Below are 20,664 nucleotides of genomic sequence, written 5' to 3' on the forward strand. Positions count from 1 at the left end.
GACCGTCAGTCCCGGCCGCCGAAGAACTCCGCCAGCACCGGCGCGAGGACGGCCGGGTCGACCATGTGGGTCTGGCCCTCCAGCGTCCGGTACGCGCCGTCCGGGACCGCCTCCGCGACGGTGCGCACGGCGTCGCGCAGCCAGGGCGGACTGGCCTCGCCCGCGACGGCCAGCACCGGCACGCGAACCGACGCCAGCCGCTCCCTCGGCGGCCGCCCGTCGCCCATGACGGCGTCGTCGTAGGCGAGGGTGGGCGCGACGGCCTCCATCCCCGCCCACATGGGCGACCGGCGGGCCCCCTGGATCATCTCCTCGGCCAGCCCCGTCAGGCGCAGGAACAGCTCGACGGCGTCCCCACGCCGGTCCTGCGCGAGCGCCTCCGCGAGGTTCGAGGTGTACTCGGCGCGCCCGCGCGCGTCCTTCTCGTCGAGGGCGAACGGCGTCTCGTAGACGGCCACCCGGCTCACCGGCAGCCCGGCGGCCGCCGCCTCCAGCACCAGGGCGCCGCCCGACGAGACGCCGTACAGCGCGGCCTCGCCGCCCACCGCGTCGATGAGCGCCGCCAGGTCCTCGACCTCGCGCTCCACCGCGTACGGCGCCGTGTCACCGCTCTCGCCGCGGCCCCGGCGGTCGTAGCGGACGGCGGTGAAGCGGTCCGCGAGCAGGCCGGCCAGGGGCGCCATGGTGCCGCCCGTGGACATCGCGCCGCTCACCAGAACGACCGCGGGGCCCCGACCGGTGCTCTCGTACGCGAGTTCGGTGCCGTCGCGGGAAACAGTCTTCTTGTCCATGCTCATGCAGACTGCCGCACGGCACCGCACTCATCGGCCTACGACACCTCCGCCGGCGAGACTTCCACTTCGTAGAAGCAGAGATGATCCTTGATCTCGGCGACGTCCTGCTTCGGGTCGGGGTAGGACCAGACGAGGTCGGCCGCGTCCGGGAGCGACCAGTAGGACGCCGTTCCCTTGAACGGGCAGTGCGTGTGGGTGTCGGAGGGGGTCAGGAGGTCGAGCCGTACGTCCTCGGCGGGGATGTAGTACCGCACCGGACAGCCGGTCTCGCGCAGTGCGAGCGCCCGGCCCGTCTCGGCCAGCACCTGGTCCCCGTGGACGACCCTGATGCGCCGGTCGTCCCGCTCGATCGTGATCGTGTGTCCATTGGCCATACCGGAACAGCACGCGCGGGCCCCCGGTTCTTCCCGCGCACCGCGGCCGCATGCGGATCCGCGTCTTCCACTCGGCCGCCGGCCTCGACGACCCGTAGGTGATGCGAGCATGGCGGGCATGGCTACTCATGTGATCACCGGAGCGGGCTCCGGCATCGGCGCGGCCGTGGCCCGCCGTCTGCACGCGCGCGGGGACGAACTCGTGCTCCACGCGCGCGACGCGGGCCGCGCGAAGGAGCTCGCGGCGCTGTTCCCGGGCGCGCGCACGCTCGTCGGCGATCTGGCCGACCCCGACAGACTGAGCTGGGCCTTCTCGCACCAGACGCTCCCCGGCCAGGTGGACTCCCTGCTCCACGTCGCCGGAGTGGTCGACCTCGGTCCGGTGGGCGACCTGACCCCGAAGACCTGGCGCCACCAGCTCAACGTCAACCTGATCGCCCCCGCCGAGCTGACCCGGCACTTCCTGCCCCAACTGCGCGCCGCCCGCGGCCATGTGCTCTTCGTGAACTCCGGGGCGGGACTGCGGGCGAGCGCCGACTGGTCCGCCTACGCCGCCTCCAAGCACGGCCTGAAGGCGCTCGCGGACTCGCTGCGCCAGGAGGAGCACGGCAACGGCGTCCGCGTCACCTCCGTCTACCCCGGCCGCACCGCGAGCCCCATGCAGGCCAAGGTCCACCGGCAGGAGGGCAAGGAGTACGACCCCACGGAGTGGATCGACCCCGAGTCGGTGGCGACGACGATCCTGATGGCGCTCGACCTGCCGAGGGACGCGGAGGTCAACGACCTGACGGTGCGCCCGGGGAGCTGAGGACGGCCGCGCGGGCGGGAACCGGCCCGCGCGGGACGGACGGGCCTCCGCGGCTACGTAGGCTTCACCTGTGAACGCACACTTCAGTTTTGGTCCCGCCACCGGCGTCGGCTCCCTGCCGGGCGGTGACGCCCGCGAGGCCGCCAAGGCCGCCACCGGGTCCTTCGAGGACTTCCCGTTCCTCGCCGAACTGCCGGCCCGCGGCCCCGGCGCGGACATGATCGGCCGCACCGCGGGGATGCTCGTCGAGCTGTACGCGCGCGTGGAGCCCAGCGGGTGGCGGATCGGCGACCGGCCGGGCCGGGACACCAAGCGGGCCCGGTCCTGGCTGGGCGAGGACCTGGACGCGCTGGAGGAGTTCACCCAGGGCTACGAGGGCCAGGTGAAGGTGCAGGCCGTCGGACCGTGGACCCTTGCCGCCTCGCTGGAGCTGAAGAACGGTCAGTCGGTGCTCTCCGACCACGGAGCCCGCCGCGACCTCGCCGGTTCCCTCGGCGAGGGCCTGCGCCTGCACCTCGACGAGGTGCGGCGGCGTCTGCCGGGCGCCCAGGTCGTGCTTCAGCTCGACGAACCGTCCCTCACCGCCGTCCTGCGCGGTGAGGTGCGCACCGCCAGCGGCTACCACACCCACCGGGCCGTCGACCGGCAGCTCGTGGAGTCCACGCTCCGGGACGTCATGGGGGTTCACGACGACGGGCCCGTCGTGGTCCACTCGTGCGCACCGGACGTCCCGTTCGCCCTGTTGCGCCGGGCGGGGGCGGCGGCGGTCTCCTTCGACTTCTCGCTCCTCACCGAACGTGACGACGACGTGATCGGTGAAGCGGTCGAGGCGGGCACCCGGCTCTTCGCCGGTGTCGTGCCCGGCGTGGACGCCCCATTGTCAGACCCTGCCGGTAGCGTCAGGGGTGTCAGGACGCTGTGGCGCAGGCTGGGGCTGCGACCGGGGCTGCTCGCGGAGGCGGTCACGCTCACGCCGTCGTGCGGACTCGCGGGGGCCTCTCCCGCGTACGCCCGCCAGGCCCTCGCCCACTGCGTCCGGGCGGCGAGATCCCTCGCGGACAACCCAGAGTAACGGGAGGACGACACGGTGGCCGGCGACAGGCAAGCGGAGACGACGGTGCCCTCGGAGGCACGGGAGCAGCACGCGCAGCTCGCTGAGCAGATCGAGGAGCACCGCTTCCGGTACTACGTGAAGGACGCTCCCGTCATCAGCGACGCGGAGTTCGACCGGCTCCTGCGCGCCCTGGAGGCGCTGGAGGAGCGGTACGCCGAGCTGCGCACGCCCGACTCGCCGACCCAGAAGGTCGCGGGCGCGTACGCGACGGAGTTCACGGCCGTCCAGCACCGCGAGCGGATGCTGTCGCTGGACAACGCCTTCGACGACCTGGAGCTCGCCGCCTGGGCCGAACGCGTCCACAAGGACGTCGGCTCCCTGACCCACCACTTCCTGTGCGAGCTCAAGGTCGACGGTCTGGCCGTCAACCTCACGTACGAGAACGGCCGTCTCACGCGCGCGGCGACCCGCGGCGACGGCCGTACGGGCGAGGACATCACGCCCAACGTGCGCACCATCGCGGAGATCCCCGACCGGCTCACGGGCGACGGCGTCCCGTCCCTGGTGGAGATCCGCGGCGAGGTCTACTTCCCGATGGAGAAGTTCGAGGAGCTCAACGCCCGGCTGGTCGAGTCCGGCGACAAGCCCTTCGCCAACCCGCGCAACGCGGCGGCCGGTTCCCTGCGCCAGAAGGACCCGCGCGTCACCGCGTCCCGCCCGCTGCACATGGTCGTGCACGGCATCGGCGCCCTGGAGGGCTACGAGGGCCTCGGCCGCCTCTCCGAGGCCTACGACCTGCTCAAGACGTGGGGTCTGCCCACCTCGCGGCACAACAAGGTGGTCGACGACCTCGACGGCGTACGGGAGTTCATCGCCTACTACGGCGAGAACCGGCACTCCGTGGAGCACGAGATCGACGGCGTGGTCGTCAAGCTCGACGAGATCCGGCTCCAGGGCCGGCTCGGCTCCACGGCCCGCGCGCCCCGGTGGGCGATCGCCTACAAGTACGCGCCGGAGGAGGTCAACACCAAGCTCGTCGACATCAAGGTGGGCGTCGGCCGCACCGGCCGTGTCACGCCGTACGCCCAGGTCGAACCGGTGACGGTGGCCGGCTCCGAGGTCGAGTTCGCCACCCTGCACAACCAGGACGTCGTCAAGGCCAAGGGCGTCCTGATCGGCGACACCGTGGTGCTGCGCAAGGCCGGTGACGTGATCCCGGAGATCCTCGGACCGGTGGCGGACCTGCGCGACGGCACCGAGCGCGCGTTCGTGATGCCGTCCGAGTGCCCCGAGTGCGGCACACCGCTGCGGCCGATGAAGGAGGGCGACGTCGACCTGCGCTGCCCCAACGCCCGCACCTGCCCGGCCCAGTTGCGCGAGCGACTGTTCTACCTGGCCGGCCGTAAGGCGCTGGACATCGAGCACTTCGGGTACGTGGCCGCGGCCGCCCTCACCAAGCCGCTGGAGCCGGCTGATCCCCCGCTGGGCGACGAGGGCGACCTGTTCGACCTCACCGTGGAGCGGCTGCTGCCCATCAAGGCGTACGTCCTCGACCAGGACAGCGGACTGCCCAAGCGGGATCCGAAGACCGGCGAGGAGAAGATCGCCACGGTCTTCGCCAACCAGCTGGGCGAGCCCAAGAAGAACGCGCTCGCCATGCTCGACAACATCGCCGCCGCCAAGGAACGCCCCCTGGCGCGCGTCCTCACCGGCCTGTCGATCCGCCATGTCGGACCGGTCGCGGCGGAGGCGCTGGCCCGTGAATTCCGCTCGATCGAGCGGATCGAGCGGGCCACCGAGGAGGAGCTCGCGGCCACCGACGGGGTCGGCGCCATCATCGCCGCCTCCCTCAAGGAGTGGTTCGCCGAGGAGTGGCACCAGGAGATCCTGCGCAAGTGGAAGGCGGCCGGCGTCCGCATGGAGGAGGAGGGTTCCGCCGAGGACGAAGGGCCGCGTCCCCTCGAAGGGCTCACGGTCGTCGTCACCGGCACCCTCGAACACTTCACCCGGGACGGCGCCAAGGACGCCCTGCAGAGCCGCGGAGCGAAGGTCACCGGTTCGGTCTCGAAGAAGACCTCGTTCGTCGTTGTGGGTGACAGCCCCGGATCGAAATATGACAAGGCGATGCAGCTCAAGGTTCCGGTCCTGAACGAGGACGGCTTCACCGTCCTGCTGGAACACGGTCCTGAGGCGGCTTCCGAAGCGGCCCTGCCCACCGAGGAGTAGCGCGGAGCGGCGGTTGAAGGCCACCCGATCGGCGCATACCAGATGCATACGGGTGGCCGGGGCGCATTCGGGCAACCGTCGGCGACCGCTGCCCGTGGAAGCCTTCTGCGGCCTACTGTTGAGGCGTGCGCCTGCCGTGCCCAGCTGCGGTCGGGGCATCCCTCTGCTCCTGGCGGGCAGAAGGAAGGGTTTTCCAACGCGGCGCCGCCCCGGATCGTCGGGCAACGGGCCGCGTGGCGTGGGCACCGCCGGCTGTGAGAGGGACGGGAATGGAACCGACCGAGAGCGCCGCCCCGGACGAGGCGGTGCGCCGACGCCGGGTCGCCGGCGTCTGGTGGGGGACCTGGTGGACGGAGCGCTCCGAAGGGCGTCCGGGCGCGGAGGCGTACGTGCCGCACACCGAGCCGCACTCCACCCTGGACGCGCGTGCCTCCGTCCAGCCGCCTCCCGGTCTGCCCGGCGGCGCCGCATCCGACCGGCATCTGTCCTGGCCCGCGCTGCCCTCGACCGTCGTCGGCGCCGCCGCCTTCGCTCTCGGCGCGGGGTTCTACCGCGCCTTCACCGACGGCCACGCGCTCTTCCCGTCCGGCGAAGCCGGCTGGGCGCTGGCCGTCCTGGCCGGCGTCATCGTCGGACACCTGGTCCTGCTCGGCCGCGCCCGCTGGTGGGGCGGCACCGGATCCGGCGCCGCGCTCACCCTCGCCGTGCTGCTGCTGTACGGCTGGGTGCCCGCCGGCATGGTCAGCCTCACCGTCGTCGTGCTGGTCGGCATAGCCCGGCGCCACCGCTGGCGGCAGGGCGTCCTGCACGGCGCGGTGGACGTCCTCGGCATCGGCGCGGGCGCGCTCCTGCTGGCCGCCTGCGGGCGGATACCGTCCGTGGAGCGCCCCTGGGCCCCCGGCACCTGGTCGCTCTACACCGCCCCCCAGGTCATCCTGGTGGCCGTCGCCTACCTCGCCGTCACCCGCGTCCTGCTGTGGTATCTCCACGCCCCCCGCGTCGGCGGACTGCCCACCGTCGCCCGCACCGCCCTGGTCAGACAGGGCCTGGTGGCGGTCGCCCTGCTGGGCATCGCCCCGCTGATCTGCGTGGTGGCCCTGGCCAAGCCCGTCCTGCTGCCGCTGTTCGCCATCCCGCTGATCGCCCTCGACTCCACCCTGTGGATCGCGCGCGCCCGCGCCGAGGAGCAACTGCGCGACCCGCTCACCGGGCTGCCCAACCGCCAGTGGCTGCTGGAGCGCATCTGGACCGCCCTGGACGACGCCGAACGCATCGGCGCCCGGGCCGCCCTGATGCTGATCGACCTCGACCGTTTCCGCTCCGTCAACGACACCCTCGGTCATCTCGCCGGAGACCGGCTGCTGCTGCAGATCGCCGACCGGCTGCGGGTCGCTCTCCCGCGCGGGGCGGAGGTCGCGCGGCTAGGCGGGGACGAGTTCGCCGTCTTACTGCCCGTCGCGGACTCCACCACCTCCGCGAGCCGGATCGCCCGCGCCCTGGTCGCCGACCTGAGCTCGCCGCTCGACCTCGACGGCCTCACCCTCGTGCTGGAGGCCAGCGCCGGGGTCGCCGTCTTCCCCGACCACGCGCTCGACGCCGAGGGCCTGCTGCGCCGGGCCGACGTGGCGATGTACCAGGCCAAGCGGGACCGCACCGGAGTCGAGGTGTACGAGTCCAAGCGCGACTCCAACACCCCCGACCGGCTCGGCCTGCTGGGCGACCTGCGGCGCGCCCTCGACGCGCACGAGGTGCAGCTGCACTACCAGCCGAAGGTCCGCTTCGACGGACAGGTGGCGGGGCTGGAGGCCCTGGTCCGCTGGGTGCACCCGGAGCGCGGGAAGGTGCCGCCGGACGAGTTCATAGCGATAGCCGAGTCGTCCGGGCTGATGCCCTATCTGACGGAGTACGTGCTGGACACCGCGCTCGCCCAGGTCGCCCGGTGGCGGGCGCAGGGCCTGTACGTCCCGGTCGCGGTGAACGTCTCCCCCCGCGACGTCCACACTCCGGGGTTCGCCGGATCCGTCGCCGCGCGCCTCGCCCGGCACGGAGTGCCCGCGGGAGCGCTCCAACTGGAGATCACCGAACACGTCCTCCTGGAGGACCCGCAGCGCGCCGCCGACACCCTCAACGCGCTGACCGGCCACGGCGTGAAGATGTCCCTGGACGACTTCGGCACCGGCTACTCCTCCCTGGTCCATCTGCGCCGGCTGCCGGTGAGCGAGCTGAAGATCGACCGCTCCTTCGTGGCCCGGCTGGCCGTGGACGCCGAGGACGCCGAGATCGTGCGCTGCACCCTCGACCTCGCGCATTCCCTGGGCCTGCTGGTGGTCGCCGAGGGCGTCGAGGACGACGAGACATGGGAACGTCTGCGCGATCTGGGCTGCGACGCGGTCCAGGGCTGGCTGGTGGCCGCCGCGATGCCCCCCGAGGAGACGACGGCCTGGCTGCGCGCCCGCGGCTCACGCGGCTGGCAGCGCCCCGCCGCGGCCCTCCCGGCGGCCGCGTCGGACGAGTAGCCGCCTCCTCCGCCTCCTCCGCCCCGCCCGTTCGCCCGTCCGCCCGTTGCCGTGGGCCGGGGCCCGGCGAGGTCGCCGCAGCCGGGGGACGCCGGTGGGAACCCGGGAGGCAGGCCCGACCGTTTCACGCGTAAGCCGCCCCGCACCCTAGGATTGGGCCGGACCACACACTCACTCCACCCCAGAGGAACGCTGCATGCCTGGCATCACGCGCGAGGAGGTCGCCCACCTCGCCCGGCTGGCGCGTCTGGAGCTGAAGCCCGAAGAGCTCGAACACTTCGCGGGACAGCTGGACGACATCATCGGCGCGGTCGCCCGCGTCAGCGAGGTCGCCGACCAAGACGTACCGCCGACCTCGCACCCGCTCCCGCTGACCAACGTCATGCGGGCGGACGAGGTCCGTCCGTCGCTCACCCCCGAGCAGGCGCTCTCCGGCGCCCCGGCCCAGGAGCAGCAGCGTTTCAAGGTGCCGCAGATCCTGGGGGAGGACTAACCGCCATGACGGACAACGTCACCATCATCAAGCTCACGGCCGCCGAGACCGCGGCCAGGATCGCCTCCGGCGAGCTCACGGCCGTCCAGGTCACCGAGGCGCACCTGGCGCGCATCGAGGCCGTCGACGAGAAGGTCCACGCCTTCCTGCACGTCGACCGCGAGGGCGCCCTCGCGCAGGCCCGCGCCGTCGACGCGAAGCGGGAGCGGGGCGAGAAGCTCGGGCCCCTCGCCGGCGTCCCGCTCGCGCTGAAGGACATCTTCACCACCGAGGGCATCCCGACGACCGTCGGCTCGAAGATCCTCGAGGGCTGGATCCCGCCGTACGACGCGACGCTCACCAAGCGGCTGAAGGCCGCCGACGTGGTCATCCTCGGCAAGACCAACATGGACGAGTTCGCCATGGGGTCCTCCACCGAGAACAGCGCCTACGGCCCCACCGGCAACCCCTGGGACCTCACCAAGATCCCCGGCGGCTCCGGCGGCGGCTCCTCCGCCGCGCTCGCCTCCTTCCAGGCGCCGCTGGCCATCGGCACCGACACCGGCGGCTCCATCCGCCAGCCGGCCGCCGTCACCGGCACGGTCGGCGTGAAGCCGACGTACGGCGCGGTCTCGCGGTACGGCATGGTCGCCTTCTCGTCCTCCCTCGACCAGGGCGGCCCCTGCGCCCGCACGGTCCTGGACGCGGCGCTGCTGCACGAGGTCATCGCCGGGCACGACCCGCTGGACTCGACGTCCATCGACGCGCCCGTCCCACCGGTCGTCGAGGCCGCCCGCAACGGCAGCGTCGACGGCATGCGCGTCGGCGTCGTGAAGCAGTTCCGCGGCGAGGGCTACCAGGCCGGCGTCATCCAGCGGTTCGACGAGTCCGTCGCGCTGCTGAAGGAGCTGGGCGCCGAGATCGTCGAGCTGGACTGCCCGTCCTTCGACCTCGCCCTGTCGGCGTACTACCTGATCGCGCCGTCCGAGTGCTCGTCCAACCTGGCCCGTTTCGACGGCCTGCGCTACGGCCTGCGCGTCGGCGACGACGGCACCCGTTCGGCCGAGGAGGTCACCTCCCTCACCCGCGAGGCGGGCTTCGGCCCGGAGGTCAAGCGCCGCATCATCCTCGGCACGTACGCCCTGTCGAGCGGCTACTACGACGCCTACTACGGCTCCGCGCAGAAGGTCCGCACGCTCATCACGCGCGACTTCGAGAAGGCCTTCGAGCAGGTCGACGTGATCGTCTCGCCGACGACCCCGACCACCGCCTTCGCGATCGGCGAGCGTGCCGACGACCCCATGGCGATGTACCTGGCCGACCTGTGCACCATCCCGACCAACCTCGCGGGCAACGCGGCCATGTCGCTGCCCTGCGGTCTCGCCCCGGAGGACGACCTCCCGGTCGGGCTGCAGATCATCGCCCCGGCGCTGAAGGACGACCGTCTGTACAAGGTCGGCGCCGCCGTCGAGGCCGCCTTCGTGGAAAGGTGGGGTCACCCGCTTCTCGAGGAGGCTCCGTCGCTGTGAGCGCACTGAACAAGGCCAAGGGCTTCAAGAAGTCCAAGTCCGGTACGTACCTGTCCATCGCCGGGACCGCGTTCGGCGCGTTCGGCGTCGCCAAGCGGCTCAAGAAGGCCCGTGCCGAGAAGGACACGCTGGTCCTGATCGACGCCACCGTGTCCGCCGTCGCCATCGCCACCGGCCTCGCCATCCTGTACCGCGAGCTGAAGCGGCTGGGCGACGACGACGTCCTGCTGGGCTGAGAGGGAAGTTTCACCGTGACCACCACGACCGACCTGGTGTCGTACGAGGACGCACTCGCGTCGTACGACCCCGTCATGGGCCTCGAGGTCCATGTCGAACTCGGCACCAAGACGAAGATGTTCTGCGGCTGTTCGACCGAGCTAGGTCAGGACGCCAACACGCAGACCTGCCCCACCTGCCTCGGCATGCCCGGCGCGCTCCCGGTCGTCAACGCGATCGGGATCGAGTCGGCGATCAAGATCGGTCTCGCGCTGAACTGCGAGATCGCCGAGTGGTGCCGCTTCGCCCGGAAGAACTACTTCTATCCGGACATGCCGAAGAACTTCCAGACCTCCCAGTACGACGAGCCGATCGCCTTCGACGGCTACCTCGACGTGCAGCTGGAGGACGGCGAGACCTTCCGGGTGCAGATCGAGCGCGCCCACATGGAGGAGGACACCGGCAAGTCGACCCACGTCGGCGGCGCCACCGGCCGCATCCACGGCGCGTCCCACTCGCTGCTGGACTACAACCGCGCCGGCATCCCGCTCATCGAGATCGTCACCAAGCCGATCGAGGGCGCGGGCGAGCGTGCTCCCGAGGTCGCCCGGGCCTACGTGCGTGAGCTGCGCGAGGTCATCAAGGCGCTCGGCGTCTCCGAGGCCCGCATGGAGATGGGCCAGATGCGGTGCGACGTGAACCTGTCGCTGCGCCCGCACGGCCGGGAGAAGTTCGGCACGCGGTCCGAGACGAAGAACGTGAACTCGCTGCGGTCCGTGGAGCGTGCGGCCCGTTTCGAGATCCAGCGGCACGCGGCCGTGCTGAACGACGGCGGCACGATCATCCAGGAGACCCGCCACTTCCACGAGGACACCGGGACCACGACCTCGGGCCGCGTGAAGGAGGAGGCCGAGGACTACCGGTACTTCCCGGAGCCCGACCTGGTGCCCATCGCCCCGTCCCGCGCGTGGGTCGAGGAGATCCGCGCCGGGCTGCCGGAGCTGCCGCTGGCCCGCCGCAACCGGCTGGTCGCCGAGTGGGGCATCACCGCCCTCGACATGCAGTCGATCCTCAACGCCGGCGCGCTGGACCTGATCGTCGCCACCATCGACGCCGGGGCCGACGCGGCCTCGGCCCGCAAGTGGTGGATGGGCGAACTGGCCCGCAGCGCCAACGAGTCGGGGGTCGCGCTCGACGAGCTGGCCATCACGCCGGTGCAGGTCGCGCGGGTCGCCGAGCTGGTGCTCAAGGGCGACCTGAACGACAAGCTGGCCCGCCAGGTCATCGAGGGCGTCCTCGCGGGCGAGGGCGGCCCGGACGAGGTCGTCGACAAGCGCGGGCTGAAGGTCGTCTCCGACGACTCCGCGCTGGGCACGGCCGTCGACGAGGCCATCGCGGGCAACCCGGGCATCGCCGACAAGATCCGCGGCGGCAAGGTCGCGGCGGCCGGCGCCCTGGTCGGCGCGGTGATGAAGGCCACGCGCGGCCAGGCCGACGCGGCCCGCGTCAAGGAGCTGATCCTGGAGAAGCTGGGCGTCAGCGAGGGCTGAGCCCCGCCGGACTCCCGAAGGGGTGCACCGCGAGCCGGTGCACCCCTCTTCCCTGGTTTCCCCTGTGCCGGGCACGACGCGCTACGCTCGCCCGCCATGAGTGCACGAACCGACTCCGAACCCCACAGCGACACAGAGGACCCGGACGAGGAGTACGGCACCGAGGACGCCCGACGGGCCCGCTGGACGGCGACCGCCACCGGAGCGCTGCTCACCCTCGCCGGTCTCGCCGCGTCCCTCATACGCCTCTCCCGTTCCGCTCCGGCCCTCGTCCCGGCGGCCTACGCCCTCGGCGCCGCCGTCTGCGCCCTCGCCGCGTTCTTCGGCTCCCGGGGCCGCACCCGGCGCGCCCTGTGGCTGCTCGTCGCCGGCGTGACGGTGATGGCGTTCGGCGACCAGTCCGACTGACGTGCCCTGCCCTGACAGCACGGACGTTATTGTCCTGTGATCTGCCTCCCACTCCTGTGAAAAGCCACACGAACGCGGCCGACGATCTCGCGCGCCTGCAAGAGTGAACCCGTATCCCTCATACGTTCTTTGCGGGCTGTTTCCCGGTCAAAGATCCACAATTCATCTCCGGGAGCACGTCAGTGGCAGCCCTCGCACGTTGGTGTGTCCGCAACCGCCTTCTCGTGGTGGTGCTCTGGCTGCTCGCCCTGGGCGGCACGGCCACGGCGGCCGTCGTCGCAGGCTCCGCGTACTCCGACGACTACGAGGTCCCGGGCACCGAGTCCGGCCGCGCCACCCAGCTGCTCGCCGAGGCGTTCCCGCACCTCGGGGGCGACAGCGACACCGTCGTCTGGCACACCACGGCGGGCGCCGTCCGCGCCGTCGACGTCGAACAGACCATGACCCGCACGCTGGAGAAGATCGCCGACCTGCCCGGTGTGGCCTCCGTGTCCGGCCCCTACGACGGGCAGGGCCCGGCGCAGATCAGCAAGGACGGGCGCACGGCCTACGCCACCGTCGTCTTCGAGGACCGCGCCGAGGACGTCGACCGCGGCGAGGCACAGGCCGTCGTCGACACCGCGCAGGCCGCCCGCGGCGACGGCCTCCAGGTCGAACTGGGCGGCAGCGCGATCGCCCTCACCGAGTCCTCCGGCGGTCACGCCGCCGAGATCGTCGGCGTGGTCGTCGCCGCGGTCGTGCTCTTCCTCGCCTTCGGCTCGCTCGCCGCCTCGGCGCTGCCCATAGCCACCGCCCTGGTCGGCGTGGGCACCGCGTACGCGGCGATCGCGCTGCTCGGACACGCCATGACCGTCGCCGACTTCGCCCCGATGCTCGGCCTGCTCGTGGGGCTCGGCGTCGGCATCGACTACGCGCTGTTCATCGTGACCCGGCACCGGCGCGGACTGAAACGCGGGCTGCTGGTCGCCGAGGCCGCCGCGAACGCCGTGGCCACCACCGGGCGCGCCGTCGTCTTCGCGGGCGCCACGGTGTGCCTGGCCCTGCTCGGCATGCTGACCCTGCGCCTGAGCTTCCTCAACGGCGTGGCGGTCGCCGCCTCCCTCACCGTCGTGCTCACCGTCGCCGCCTCCGTGACGCTGCTGCCGGCCCTGCTGTCGTTCATCGGCATGCGCGCCCTCAGCCGCCGCGAACGGCGCCGCCTCGCCGACCACGGGCCGCAGCCCGAGCTGCCGACCGGGCTCGCCGCCCGCTGGTCGGCGTTCGTCGAGCGCCACCCCCGGCTGCTCGGCGCGCTCGCCCTCGTCGTCGTCGCGGTCCTCGCCCTGCCCACCCTCTCCCTGCGTCTGGGCACCTCCGACCAGGGCAACGCCCCCAAGTCGGCCACCACGCGCCAGGCCTACGACCTCCTCGCCGAAGGCTTCGGCCCCGGCGTGAACGGTCCGCTGACCCTGGTGACCCGCGTCCAGGGCGCCGAGGACCGGCTCGCCCTGGACAACCTCGACACGGCCCTGCGCGCCGTCGACGGCGTGGCGTCCGTGACGCCGGTGACCTTCGACTCCGGCGGCCGCGCCGCCCACCTCACGGTCGTGCCGCAGTCCTCGCCGCAGTCGCCGCGCACCAGCGAACTCGTCGGCCGGCTGCGCACCGAGGTGCTGCCCCGCGCGGAGGCCGGCACCTCGCTCGACGTGCACGTCGGCGGGGTGACGGCCGGCTACGACGACTTCGCGGACGTCATCGTCGGCAAACTGCCGCTCTTCGTCGGGGTCGTCATCGCCCTGGGCGCTCTGCTGCTCCTGCTCGCGTTCCGGTCCGTCGGCATACCGCTCAAGGCCGCCGTGATGAACGTGGCCGCCGTGGCCGCCGCGTTCGGAGTCGTCGTCGCGATCTTCCAGTGGGGCTGGGGGAGCGAGCTGCTGGGCCTCGGCCGGGCCGGGCCGATCGAGCCCTTCCTCCCCGTGATCATGGTGTCGGTGCTGTTCGGTCTCTCCATGGACTACCAGGTCTTCCTGGTCAGCCGGATGTACGAGGAGTGGCTGGAGACCGGCGACAACCGGCGCGCCGTCCGGGTCGGCCTCGCCGAGACCAGCCGGGTGATCAACTCCGCCGCGGTCATCATGATCTCGGTGTTCCTGGCCTTCGTCCTCAGCGGCGACCGGGTGATCGCCATGTTCGGCATCGGCCTCGCCGCCGCCGTCGCCCTCGACGCCTTCGTGCTGCGCACGCTCCTGGTGCCCGCCCTGATGCACCTGCTCGGCGGCGCCAACTGGTGGCTGCCCCGCGGGCTGGACAGACGCCTGCCGAGGATCAGCATCGAACCGCCCGAGTGCCGCGCCGCCCATGAGAGGCTCGCGCAGGCAGTGGACGCAAGCCACGTACTGGAGAAGGAGCCGCGACCGGATGTACGCGATATCGCTGGGTGACGACGGAGCAGAACTGCGCCCCCTGGAGCCCTGGCACGCCGAGGAGTTCCTCGCCCACCTCGAACGCGGCCGGGAGTTCATCAACCGGTACATCCCCTTCGGCTCGAAGGCCACGGACCCGGCCGGCGCGCGCGAGGTGCTCCAGCGCTACGCCGACATGCGGGCCGCCGACACCGGCTCGCTGCACGGCCTGTGGCTGGACGGCCGGCTCGTGGGCGGCGTGCTCTTCCTGAACTTCGACGCCGAGGCCGGGAACTGCGAGGTCGGCTGCTGGCTCGAGCCCGCGGGGTCCGGCCGGGGACTGGTCACCCGGGCCATCGGGGTGCTGATCGACTTCGCGGTGGAGCAGCGCGGGATCCAGCGGATCGAGTGGATCGCCTCCGCGGGGAACACCCCCAGCCTGAACGTCGCGCGGCGGCTCGGCATGACCCGCGACGGCGTGCGGCGGCAGGCCTACCCCTATCGTGGGGTGCGGCACGACCTCGAGGTGTGGTCCGTGCTTGCCCAGGAGTGGCGCGACGCACGCGCGCGTGCCGCTCACGACGATCATTAAGGGACCTCTCAGAGAGCGTCCGTACGGTGCGAGGTATGGGAACCAAGACTGCTGACGAGACCGGCGCCGAGACCGCCGGGACCACGACCGACGACGAGAAGACGGACGTCACCGGGACCGACGCCGCGGACGAGGTGACCGAGGAGGCCCCGCACTCCGAGGAGGACGCCGACGAGCTCGCCGCCGGGGACGAGGCCGTCGTCGCGGACGGCTCCGTCGGCGTCGGCCAGGGCGCGGGCGCCGTCGTCTCCGCCGTGCTCGGCTTCGTCTCGCTCACCGGCAGCTGGATCGGCACCCTCGCCGGGGCCCGCCAGACCCTCGTCGGCCAGCTGCAGACGTCCGCCTCGTCCGGCACGACCGTCGCCAAGCAGCTGGAGGTGATCTACGGCGACGCCTGGCAGGCCACCGCGCTGTGGGCCGGCCTCTTCGCACTGGCCGCGCTGGTCACCGGCGTCGTCGTGCTGGCCCGCCCCGCCTTCGGCAACCCGGCCCGCCCGCAGGCGGCCTGGATCAAGTCGGTCTCCTGGGCCGGCGTGGCCCTCGGTGTCGTCGGCCTGCTGCTGGCCGTCCTGAAGTACACCGACGCCCTGCTCGGCCTGCCCTCCGCGGGCTGAGTCCACGCACGTCACGAGGGGTCTCAGGCCGGACGTAAGCACCTTACGGCCGGCCTGAGGCCCCTTCGGCGCGTCTAAGGCCCCGCCCGCCGCCGAAGATGCGGAACTCTCCCGATGTGGCGCACCCCCCTGCCAGACGAAGGTGGAGGCATCGCAGCAAGCGAAGCCCGACACCGACCTCTCAGGGGACACCCACCATGTACGAGTACGAGCTCCACCAGGCCCGTTCCACCGAACTGCGCCGCCGGGCCGCGGACGAGCGGATGGCCCACGAGGCGGTCCGCGGCGCCCGCGCCGCCCGCCGCGAAGCCGCCGCACGCGCCGCCCGGCGGTCGGACGGCGACGCCGAGAGCAAATCGCATACCCGCCGTCCGCGCCGGTTCGGATTCCCCCGGCCGGCGTGAACACCGACACGCAGCGGGGCGGCCGTACGGGGGTCGGCCGCCCCGCAGGCGAGGGCCCGGCGATATCCGCTGGGCCCTCCTCGTCCCCGCGTGCCATGCTCGCCCCCGTGGAGACCAGGTCAGTCAGCCCCGTCTTCGTCGGCCGCGCCGACGAGCTGGACATCCTGAACGAGGCGCTCACCCGCGCCTCGGCGGGCGAGCCGCAGGCGTTGCTCATCGGCGGCGAGGCCGGCGTCGGAAAGACCCGCTTGGTCGAGGAGTTCGCCACGGCCGCCTGCCGCCGGGGCGCCGTCCTCGCCCTCGGCGGCTGCGTCGAGATCGGCGCCGACGGACTGCCCTTCGCCCCGTTCTCGACCGCCCTGCGCGCCCTGCGCCGCGCCCTGCCGGACGAACTGGCCGCCTGCGCGGCCGGCCAGGAGGAGGAACTCGCCCGGCTGCTGCCGGAGTTGGGGCAGAGCCGGACCGGCCGCCACGACGAGGAGGGCATGGCCCGCCTCTTCGAACTCACCGCCCGCCTCCTGGAACGCGTCGCCGCCGAGCACACGGTCGTCCTCGTCCTGGAGGACCTGCACTGGGCCGACGCCTCCACCCGCCACCTCCTGTCCTACCTGCTGCGCACCCTGCGCACCGGCCGCCTCGTCGTCCTCGCCACCTACCGCGCCGACGACATCCACCGCCGCCATCCGCTGCGCCCCCTGCTCGCCGAACTCGACCGGCTGCGCACCGTCCGCCGCCTCGAACTGGCCCGTCTCACCCGCGACGAGGTCTGCCGCCAGATCGCCGGCATCCTCGCCCGCGAACCCGACCCCGCCCAGGTCGACGACATCTTCGACCGCTCCGACGGCAACGCCTTCTTCGTCGAGGAACTGGCCGTCGCCGCCCACGAGGGCTGCTGCACCGGCCTCACCGACTCCCTGCGCGACCTGCTGCTCGTCCGCGTCGAGGCGCTCCCCGAGAGCACCCAGCACGTCGCCCGGATCGTGGCCGAGGGCGGCTCCACCGTCGAGTACCGGCTGCTCGACGCCGTCGCCCGGCTCGCCGAGGACGACCTCATCGAGGCGCTGCGCGCCGCCGTGAACGCCAACCTGCTGCTCGCCACCCCCGACGGCGACGGCTACCGCTTCCGCCACTCCCTGGTCCGCGAGGCCGTCAGCGACGACCTGCTGCCCGGCGAACGCGCCCGCCTCAACCGCCGCTACGCCGAGGCCCTGCAGGGCGACCCGACACTCGTCCCCGCCGACGAGCGCGTCATGCGGCTGGCCAGCTACTGGTACCACGCCCACGACCCGGCCAAGGCCCTGCCCGCCGTCCTCGACGCCTCCGTCGAGGCCCGCTCCCGGCGCGCCTACAGCGAGCAGCTGCGGCTCCTGGAACGGGCGATGGAACTGTGGGAGTCGGCCCCGCAGGACGTGCGGGCCGCGCTGCGCCCCGTCGACTACACCGAGGCATACCCCCCATGCGGCTGCGACCCCGCCACCACCCCGCTGCGCTATCTCGACCTCATGGCCGAGGCCGCCGTCGCCGGCCGCTACTGCGGAGAACGCGAACGCGCCCTGAAGATCGCCAAGCGGGCGCTGCGGCTGCTGGAGGACGAGGACGACCCCCTGCGCGCCGCCTGGTTCTGGATGCAGCGCTCCCGGCTGGCCCGTTCCCTGGGCCGGGGCAGCGGCCGTGAGGAACTGGCCACCGCCCAGGAGCTGCTGCGCGGACTGCCGCCCAGCGCGGTGCACGCCGAGGTGCTCACGCACATGGCCAACTGGTCCACGATCCACGCGCCCGGCCCCGAGGCCTACCAGGCGGCCGAGCGTGCCGTGCAGTACGCCCGCATGGTCGGCTCCCGCGAGACCGAGCTCGACGCCCGTCAGATCCTCGGAGTCCTCATGGTCCACGCCGGCCACATCGAGGCGGGACTCGCGGAGCTGCACGAGGTCAGGGAGCGGGCCCTCGCCGAGGACGCCCCCGCCGTCGCCCTGAACGCCTACGTCAACCTCCCCTCCGAACTGGAGGCGGTCGGCCGCTCGCGGGAGGCCGTCCCGATGCTGGAGAAGGGCCTCGACTACGCGCGACGGCACGGACCGCCCGACACCGAGGCCTGGGTGTGGGGCAACCTCGCCGAATCCCTGCTCTCCCTGGGCCGCTGGGACGAGGCCGACCGCGCGTGCGCCGCCGCGGGCCGGGTGGGCCAGGGCGTGGCTGTGCGAGGGGTGCACGCCACCCTCCGCGCCGAACTCGCCCTCGCGCGCGGCGATCTCGCCGAGGCGGAGCGCCGACTCGACGCGGGGAGGACCTTCTTCGGCTCCCAGGAGCACGCCCCCCAGCACCACCTTCCCCTCACCCGCCTCGCCGTCCAGCTGGCCGCGGCCCAGGGCCGGCCGCTGGACGCCCGCGCCCACGTGGCGCCCGTTCTCGACCGCGGCTTCCCGCTCGGCACCCAACGCGACGCGTGGCCCCTGCTGCTCGCCGCCGCCTCCGTCGAGGGCGACGCCCGCGCGCTGCCGGCCGCCGACGCCGGGCGCGCCGACCTCCTGGCCCGCATCCGCGGCGCCGCCAGGAAACTCGTCACGATCGCGCCCGTGTGGCAGGCCCACGAGCACTGGGTCCGCGCCGAACTCGCGCGGGCCGAGGGCCGCACCGACCCGGACGACTGGTGCGAGGTCGTCACCGCCTTCGAGCACCTGGAACGCCCCTACGACCTCGCCCGCACCCGGCTCCGGCTGGCCGAGGCCCTGCTCTCCACCGGCGGTGACGGCGAACGCGAGCGGGCCGCCGAGCTCCTGCGCCTCGCCCACGCGGTGGCCGCCCACCTCGGCGCCCGCCCCCTGGCCGACGCCGTCGCCCTGCTCGGCCGGCGGGCCCGGCTGTCCCCGGCCCCCGTCGCGGGCCGGCCGGACGCCCCGTCGGCTCCCGCCGATCCGCTCGCCGCCCTGGGCCTGACCAGCCGGGAACGGGACGTTCTGCGTCTGGTGTCCGAGGGCCGCACCAACCGCCAGATCGCCGAGCGGCTGTTCATCTCGCCGAAGACGGCGAGCGTCCACGTCTCGAACATCCTGTCCAAGCTCGACGTCTCGGGCCGGGGCGAGGCGGCGGCGGTCGCCCACCGGCTGCGCCTGTTCCCGCCGAGGGCCGAAGCCGGGTGACCGCGCGATACTGGGCTCAGGCCCGTGACCAGGCATGTGGGCTCAGGCCCGTGACAGGCACGGCAGAGGAGGACGATGTTCAATCCCTTCGAGGAACTCTTCGCGCCGGGCCGCAAGCACACCCGGGACGAGCAGAACCGGCTGGAACTGACCCGGGAGGACGTCGGCGACGCCGATCCCGGGCACGGGCCGATAGACCTCGCCTCCGGAAAGGTCGTGGTCCGGCCGGCCGAGCCCGACCCGGCGGGGGAGGAGCCCGCGAGGGAGGAGCCCGCAGGACAGGAACCGGCCCGGGAGAAGCCCCTGAGCGAGGAGCCGCCGGCCGGGGACGGGTGACGGCGCTCAGCTCACCCGCAGCTCCAGGATCCGGTCGTCGCCCGACTTCGGGTGGCCGCGGCCGTCCGTGTTGCTGGTCGTGACCCACAGCCTGTCCCCGCCCGCCGACACCACCGTGCGCAGCCGGCCGTACTCGCCCTCGAGGAAGGCCTGCGGGGCCGCCGAGGCCGTGGCGCCCTTGAGGGGGATGCGCCACAGGCGCTGTCCCTTGAGACCGGCCATCCAGATCGAGCCCTCGGCGTAGGCGATGCCGCTGGGGGAGGCGTCGTCGGTGTGCCACTGGGCTATCGGGTCGCGGAACTTCGCGTCCGCGGTCTTGCCCTCGGCGCTCCTGCCCTCCGCGATCGGCCAGCCGTAGTCGGCGCCCGGCGCGATCGCGTTCAGCTCGTCCCAGGTGTCCTGGCCGAACTCCGAGGCGAACAGCCTCTGCTCGGCGTCCCAGGCCAGGCCCTGCACGTTGCGGTGGCCGTACGAGTACACCGGAGAGTCCGGGAAGGGGTCGCCGGCGGCCGGTTCGCCCTCCGGGGTCAGGCGCAGGATCTTGCCGCCCAGGGACTTCTTGTCCTGGGCCAGCCCCCGGTCGCCCGTCTCGCCGGTGCCCACGTACAGCATCCCGTCGGGGCCGAACGCGATCCGGCCACCGTTGTGGATCATGCCCTTGGGAATGCCCTTGAAGACCGTGTCGGGCGCCCCCAGCTCGTCCCCGGCCGGTCGCTTCGCGTCGTAGAGCATGCGCACGACACGGTTGTCCGAGACCGTCGTGACGTACGCGTAGACCATGTGGTCCGCGGCGTACCGGGGGGAGAGGGCCAGGCCCAGCAGGCCGCCCTCGCCGGCCGCGGCGGTGCCGGGCACCTCGCCGAGCTCCGTCTTCGCGCCCGTCTTCTCGTCCACGCGTGTGATCGTCCCCTTGTCGCGCGAGGCGACCAGCAGGCCGCCCTCGGGAAGGGGAGCCAGACCCCAGGGGCTGTTCAGGCCCTCCGCGACCGTGCGCACCACCGTGACCGTGCCCTTCGCGGGCGGGGTCCGCTCGGCGGACGGGGAGGCGGACGCGGTCGTGCCGCCCGGGGAGGCGCTGGCGGAGACGCCCGGCGACCCGCCGGCGCCGGAGGAACAGCCGGCCGTCGCCAGCAGGGAGCCCCCGGCCAGCACGGCCAGCACGGCGGACACAGCTCGACGTCCCACGATCACGGTCCCTTCGGCACGGCGGTTCCCTCGGCAGGCGCCACTCGTCCTACGCCCAGTCCTACGCA

18 protein-coding genes are annotated in these 20,664 nt (G+C 72.9%); 15 read left to right on the forward strand and 3 right to left on the reverse strand.

Going from position 1 to position 20,664, the window contains the following annotated elements; translation table 11 throughout:
- Positions 1-5: 5 nt before the first annotated feature.
- Positions 6-791 carry an alpha/beta fold hydrolase gene (locus Sri02f_RS16490; RefSeq protein ID WP_109002244.1) on the reverse strand — a complete coding sequence of 262 codons (786 nt, stop codon included), beginning with the start codon at positions 789-791 and terminating at the stop codon, positions 6-8.
- 38 nt (positions 792-829) lie between these two features.
- Positions 830-1,168, reverse strand: coding sequence for a DUF427 domain-containing protein (locus Sri02f_RS16495; protein WP_109002067.1), 339 nt, complete (start codon positions 1,166-1,168; stop codon positions 830-832).
- A 109-nt stretch (positions 1,169-1,277) separates the two neighbouring features.
- Between Sri02f_RS16495 and Sri02f_RS16500 the strand changes: the two genes are divergently transcribed.
- The 15 genes from Sri02f_RS16500 to Sri02f_RS16570 all read left to right on the forward strand — a co-directional run bounded on the left by Sri02f_RS16500 (position 1,278) and on the right by Sri02f_RS16570 (position 19,411).
- A complete protein-coding gene (locus Sri02f_RS16500; protein WP_109002068.1) occupies positions 1,278-1,976 on the forward strand; it encodes an SDR family oxidoreductase in 699 nt (232 codons plus the stop codon).
- 70 nt (positions 1,977-2,046) lie between these two features.
- Positions 2,047-3,048: a methionine synthase gene (locus Sri02f_RS16505; protein ID WP_109002069.1), complete on the forward strand. Its 1,002-nt coding sequence runs from the start codon at positions 2,047-2,049 to the stop codon at positions 3,046-3,048.
- A gap of 15 nt (positions 3,049-3,063) precedes the next feature.
- Positions 3,064-5,256, forward strand: coding sequence for an NAD-dependent DNA ligase LigA (gene ligA, locus Sri02f_RS16510; RefSeq protein ID WP_109002070.1), 2,193 nt, complete (start codon positions 3,064-3,066; stop codon positions 5,254-5,256).
- A gap of 269 nt (positions 5,257-5,525) precedes the next feature.
- Complete coding sequence (locus tag Sri02f_RS16515) at positions 5,526-7,772, forward strand: putative bifunctional diguanylate cyclase/phosphodiesterase (protein WP_109002071.1); 2,247 nt, start codon at positions 5,526-5,528, stop codon at positions 7,770-7,772.
- A gap of 196 nt (positions 7,773-7,968) precedes the next feature.
- Positions 7,969-8,265 (forward strand): Asp-tRNA(Asn)/Glu-tRNA(Gln) amidotransferase subunit GatC, encoded by a 297-nt coding sequence (gene gatC / locus Sri02f_RS16520; RefSeq protein ID WP_007384860.1) that lies wholly within the window; start codon positions 7,969-7,971, stop codon positions 8,263-8,265.
- 5 nt (positions 8,266-8,270) lie between these two features.
- Entirely contained in the window at positions 8,271-9,773 is a 1,503-nt protein-coding gene (gene gatA, locus Sri02f_RS16525) for an Asp-tRNA(Asn)/Glu-tRNA(Gln) amidotransferase subunit GatA (protein WP_109002072.1), read from the forward strand.
- Positions 9,770-10,009 (forward strand): hypothetical protein, encoded by a 240-nt coding sequence (locus tag Sri02f_RS16530; RefSeq protein ID WP_109002073.1) that lies wholly within the window; start codon positions 9,770-9,772, stop codon positions 10,007-10,009. The genes gatA and Sri02f_RS16530 overlap by 4 nt, the downstream gene beginning before the upstream one ends.
- A gap of 15 nt (positions 10,010-10,024) precedes the next feature.
- Positions 10,025-11,539, forward strand: a complete 1,515-nt coding sequence (gene gatB, locus Sri02f_RS16535; RefSeq protein WP_109002074.1) for an Asp-tRNA(Asn)/Glu-tRNA(Gln) amidotransferase subunit GatB — start codon at positions 10,025-10,027, stop codon at positions 11,537-11,539.
- Between the two features lie 96 nt (positions 11,540-11,635).
- Entirely contained in the window at positions 11,636-11,947 is a 312-nt protein-coding gene (locus tag Sri02f_RS16540; RefSeq protein ID WP_109002075.1) for a hypothetical protein, read from the forward strand.
- 182 nt (positions 11,948-12,129) lie between these two features.
- Positions 12,130-14,367: an MMPL family transporter gene (locus tag Sri02f_RS16545; protein ID WP_109002076.1), complete on the forward strand. Its 2,238-nt coding sequence runs from the start codon at positions 12,130-12,132 to the stop codon at positions 14,365-14,367.
- Positions 14,345-14,920 carry a GNAT family N-acetyltransferase gene (locus Sri02f_RS16550; protein WP_109002077.1) on the forward strand — a complete coding sequence of 192 codons (576 nt, stop codon included), beginning with the start codon at positions 14,345-14,347 and terminating at the stop codon, positions 14,918-14,920. Before Sri02f_RS16545 ends, Sri02f_RS16550 begins: the two co-directional genes overlap by 23 nt.
- 35 nt (positions 14,921-14,955) lie before the next feature.
- The gene (locus tag Sri02f_RS16555; RefSeq protein ID WP_109002078.1) at positions 14,956-15,534 is read left to right on the forward strand and encodes a hypothetical protein; all 579 of its coding nucleotides are present in this window, start codon (positions 14,956-14,958) and stop codon (positions 15,532-15,534) included.
- Positions 15,535-15,731: 197 nt separating this feature from the next.
- Entirely contained in the window at positions 15,732-15,938 is a 207-nt protein-coding gene (locus Sri02f_RS16560) for a hypothetical protein (protein WP_109002079.1), read from the forward strand.
- 95 nt (positions 15,939-16,033) lie between these two features.
- Positions 16,034-19,075 carry a helix-turn-helix transcriptional regulator gene (locus Sri02f_RS16565; RefSeq protein WP_109002080.1) on the forward strand — a complete coding sequence of 1,014 codons (3,042 nt, stop codon included), beginning with the start codon at positions 16,034-16,036 and terminating at the stop codon, positions 19,073-19,075.
- A 75-nt stretch (positions 19,076-19,150) separates the two neighbouring features.
- Complete coding sequence (locus Sri02f_RS16570; protein ID WP_109002081.1) at positions 19,151-19,411, forward strand: DUF6191 domain-containing protein; 261 nt, start codon at positions 19,151-19,153, stop codon at positions 19,409-19,411.
- Positions 19,412-19,417: 6 nt separating this feature from the next.
- Here Sri02f_RS16570 and Sri02f_RS16575 read toward each other — a convergent pair whose 3' ends face one another.
- Positions 19,418-20,602, reverse strand: coding sequence for a PQQ-dependent sugar dehydrogenase (locus tag Sri02f_RS16575; RefSeq protein WP_174855658.1), 1,185 nt, complete (start codon positions 20,600-20,602; stop codon positions 19,418-19,420).
- Positions 20,603-20,664 lie beyond the last annotated feature (62 nt).

The sequence above is a fragment of the Streptomyces rishiriensis genome (genome assembly GCF_003112535.1).
In the GTDB taxonomy this organism is placed as follows: domain Bacteria; phylum Actinomycetota; class Actinomycetes; order Streptomycetales; family Streptomycetaceae; genus Streptomyces; species Streptomyces rishiriensis.

Coding starts and splice junctions, on each gene's coding strand:
- Sri02f_RS16555 (WP_109002078.1), top strand. CDS start 14,956: ATGGGAACCAAGACTGCTGACGAGACCGGCGCCGAGACCGCCGGGACC.
- Sri02f_RS16490 (WP_109002244.1), bottom strand. CDS start 791: ATGGACAAGAAGACTGTTTCCCGCGACGGCACCGAACTCGCGTACGAG.
- Sri02f_RS16540 (WP_109002075.1), top strand. CDS start 11,636: ATGAGTGCACGAACCGACTCCGAACCCCACAGCGACACAGAGGACCCG.
- gatC (WP_007384860.1), top strand. CDS start 7,969: ATGCCTGGCATCACGCGCGAGGAGGTCGCCCACCTCGCCCGGCTGGCG.
- Sri02f_RS16565 (WP_109002080.1), top strand. CDS start 16,034: ATGCTCGCCCCCGTGGAGACCAGGTCAGTCAGCCCCGTCTTCGTCGGC.
- Sri02f_RS16560 (WP_109002079.1), top strand. CDS start 15,732: ATGTACGAGTACGAGCTCCACCAGGCCCGTTCCACCGAACTGCGCCGC.
- Sri02f_RS16515 (WP_109002071.1), top strand. CDS start 5,526: ATGGAACCGACCGAGAGCGCCGCCCCGGACGAGGCGGTGCGCCGACGC.
- Sri02f_RS16550 (WP_109002077.1), top strand. CDS start 14,345: ATGTACGCGATATCGCTGGGTGACGACGGAGCAGAACTGCGCCCCCTG.
- gatA (WP_109002072.1), top strand. CDS start 8,271: ATGACGGACAACGTCACCATCATCAAGCTCACGGCCGCCGAGACCGCG.
- Sri02f_RS16495 (WP_109002067.1), bottom strand. CDS start 1,168: ATGGCCAATGGACACACGATCACGATCGAGCGGGACGACCGGCGCATC.
- Sri02f_RS16500 (WP_109002068.1), top strand. CDS start 1,278: ATGGCGGGCATGGCTACTCATGTGATCACCGGAGCGGGCTCCGGCATC.
- Sri02f_RS16570 (WP_109002081.1), top strand. CDS start 19,151: ATGTTCAATCCCTTCGAGGAACTCTTCGCGCCGGGCCGCAAGCACACC.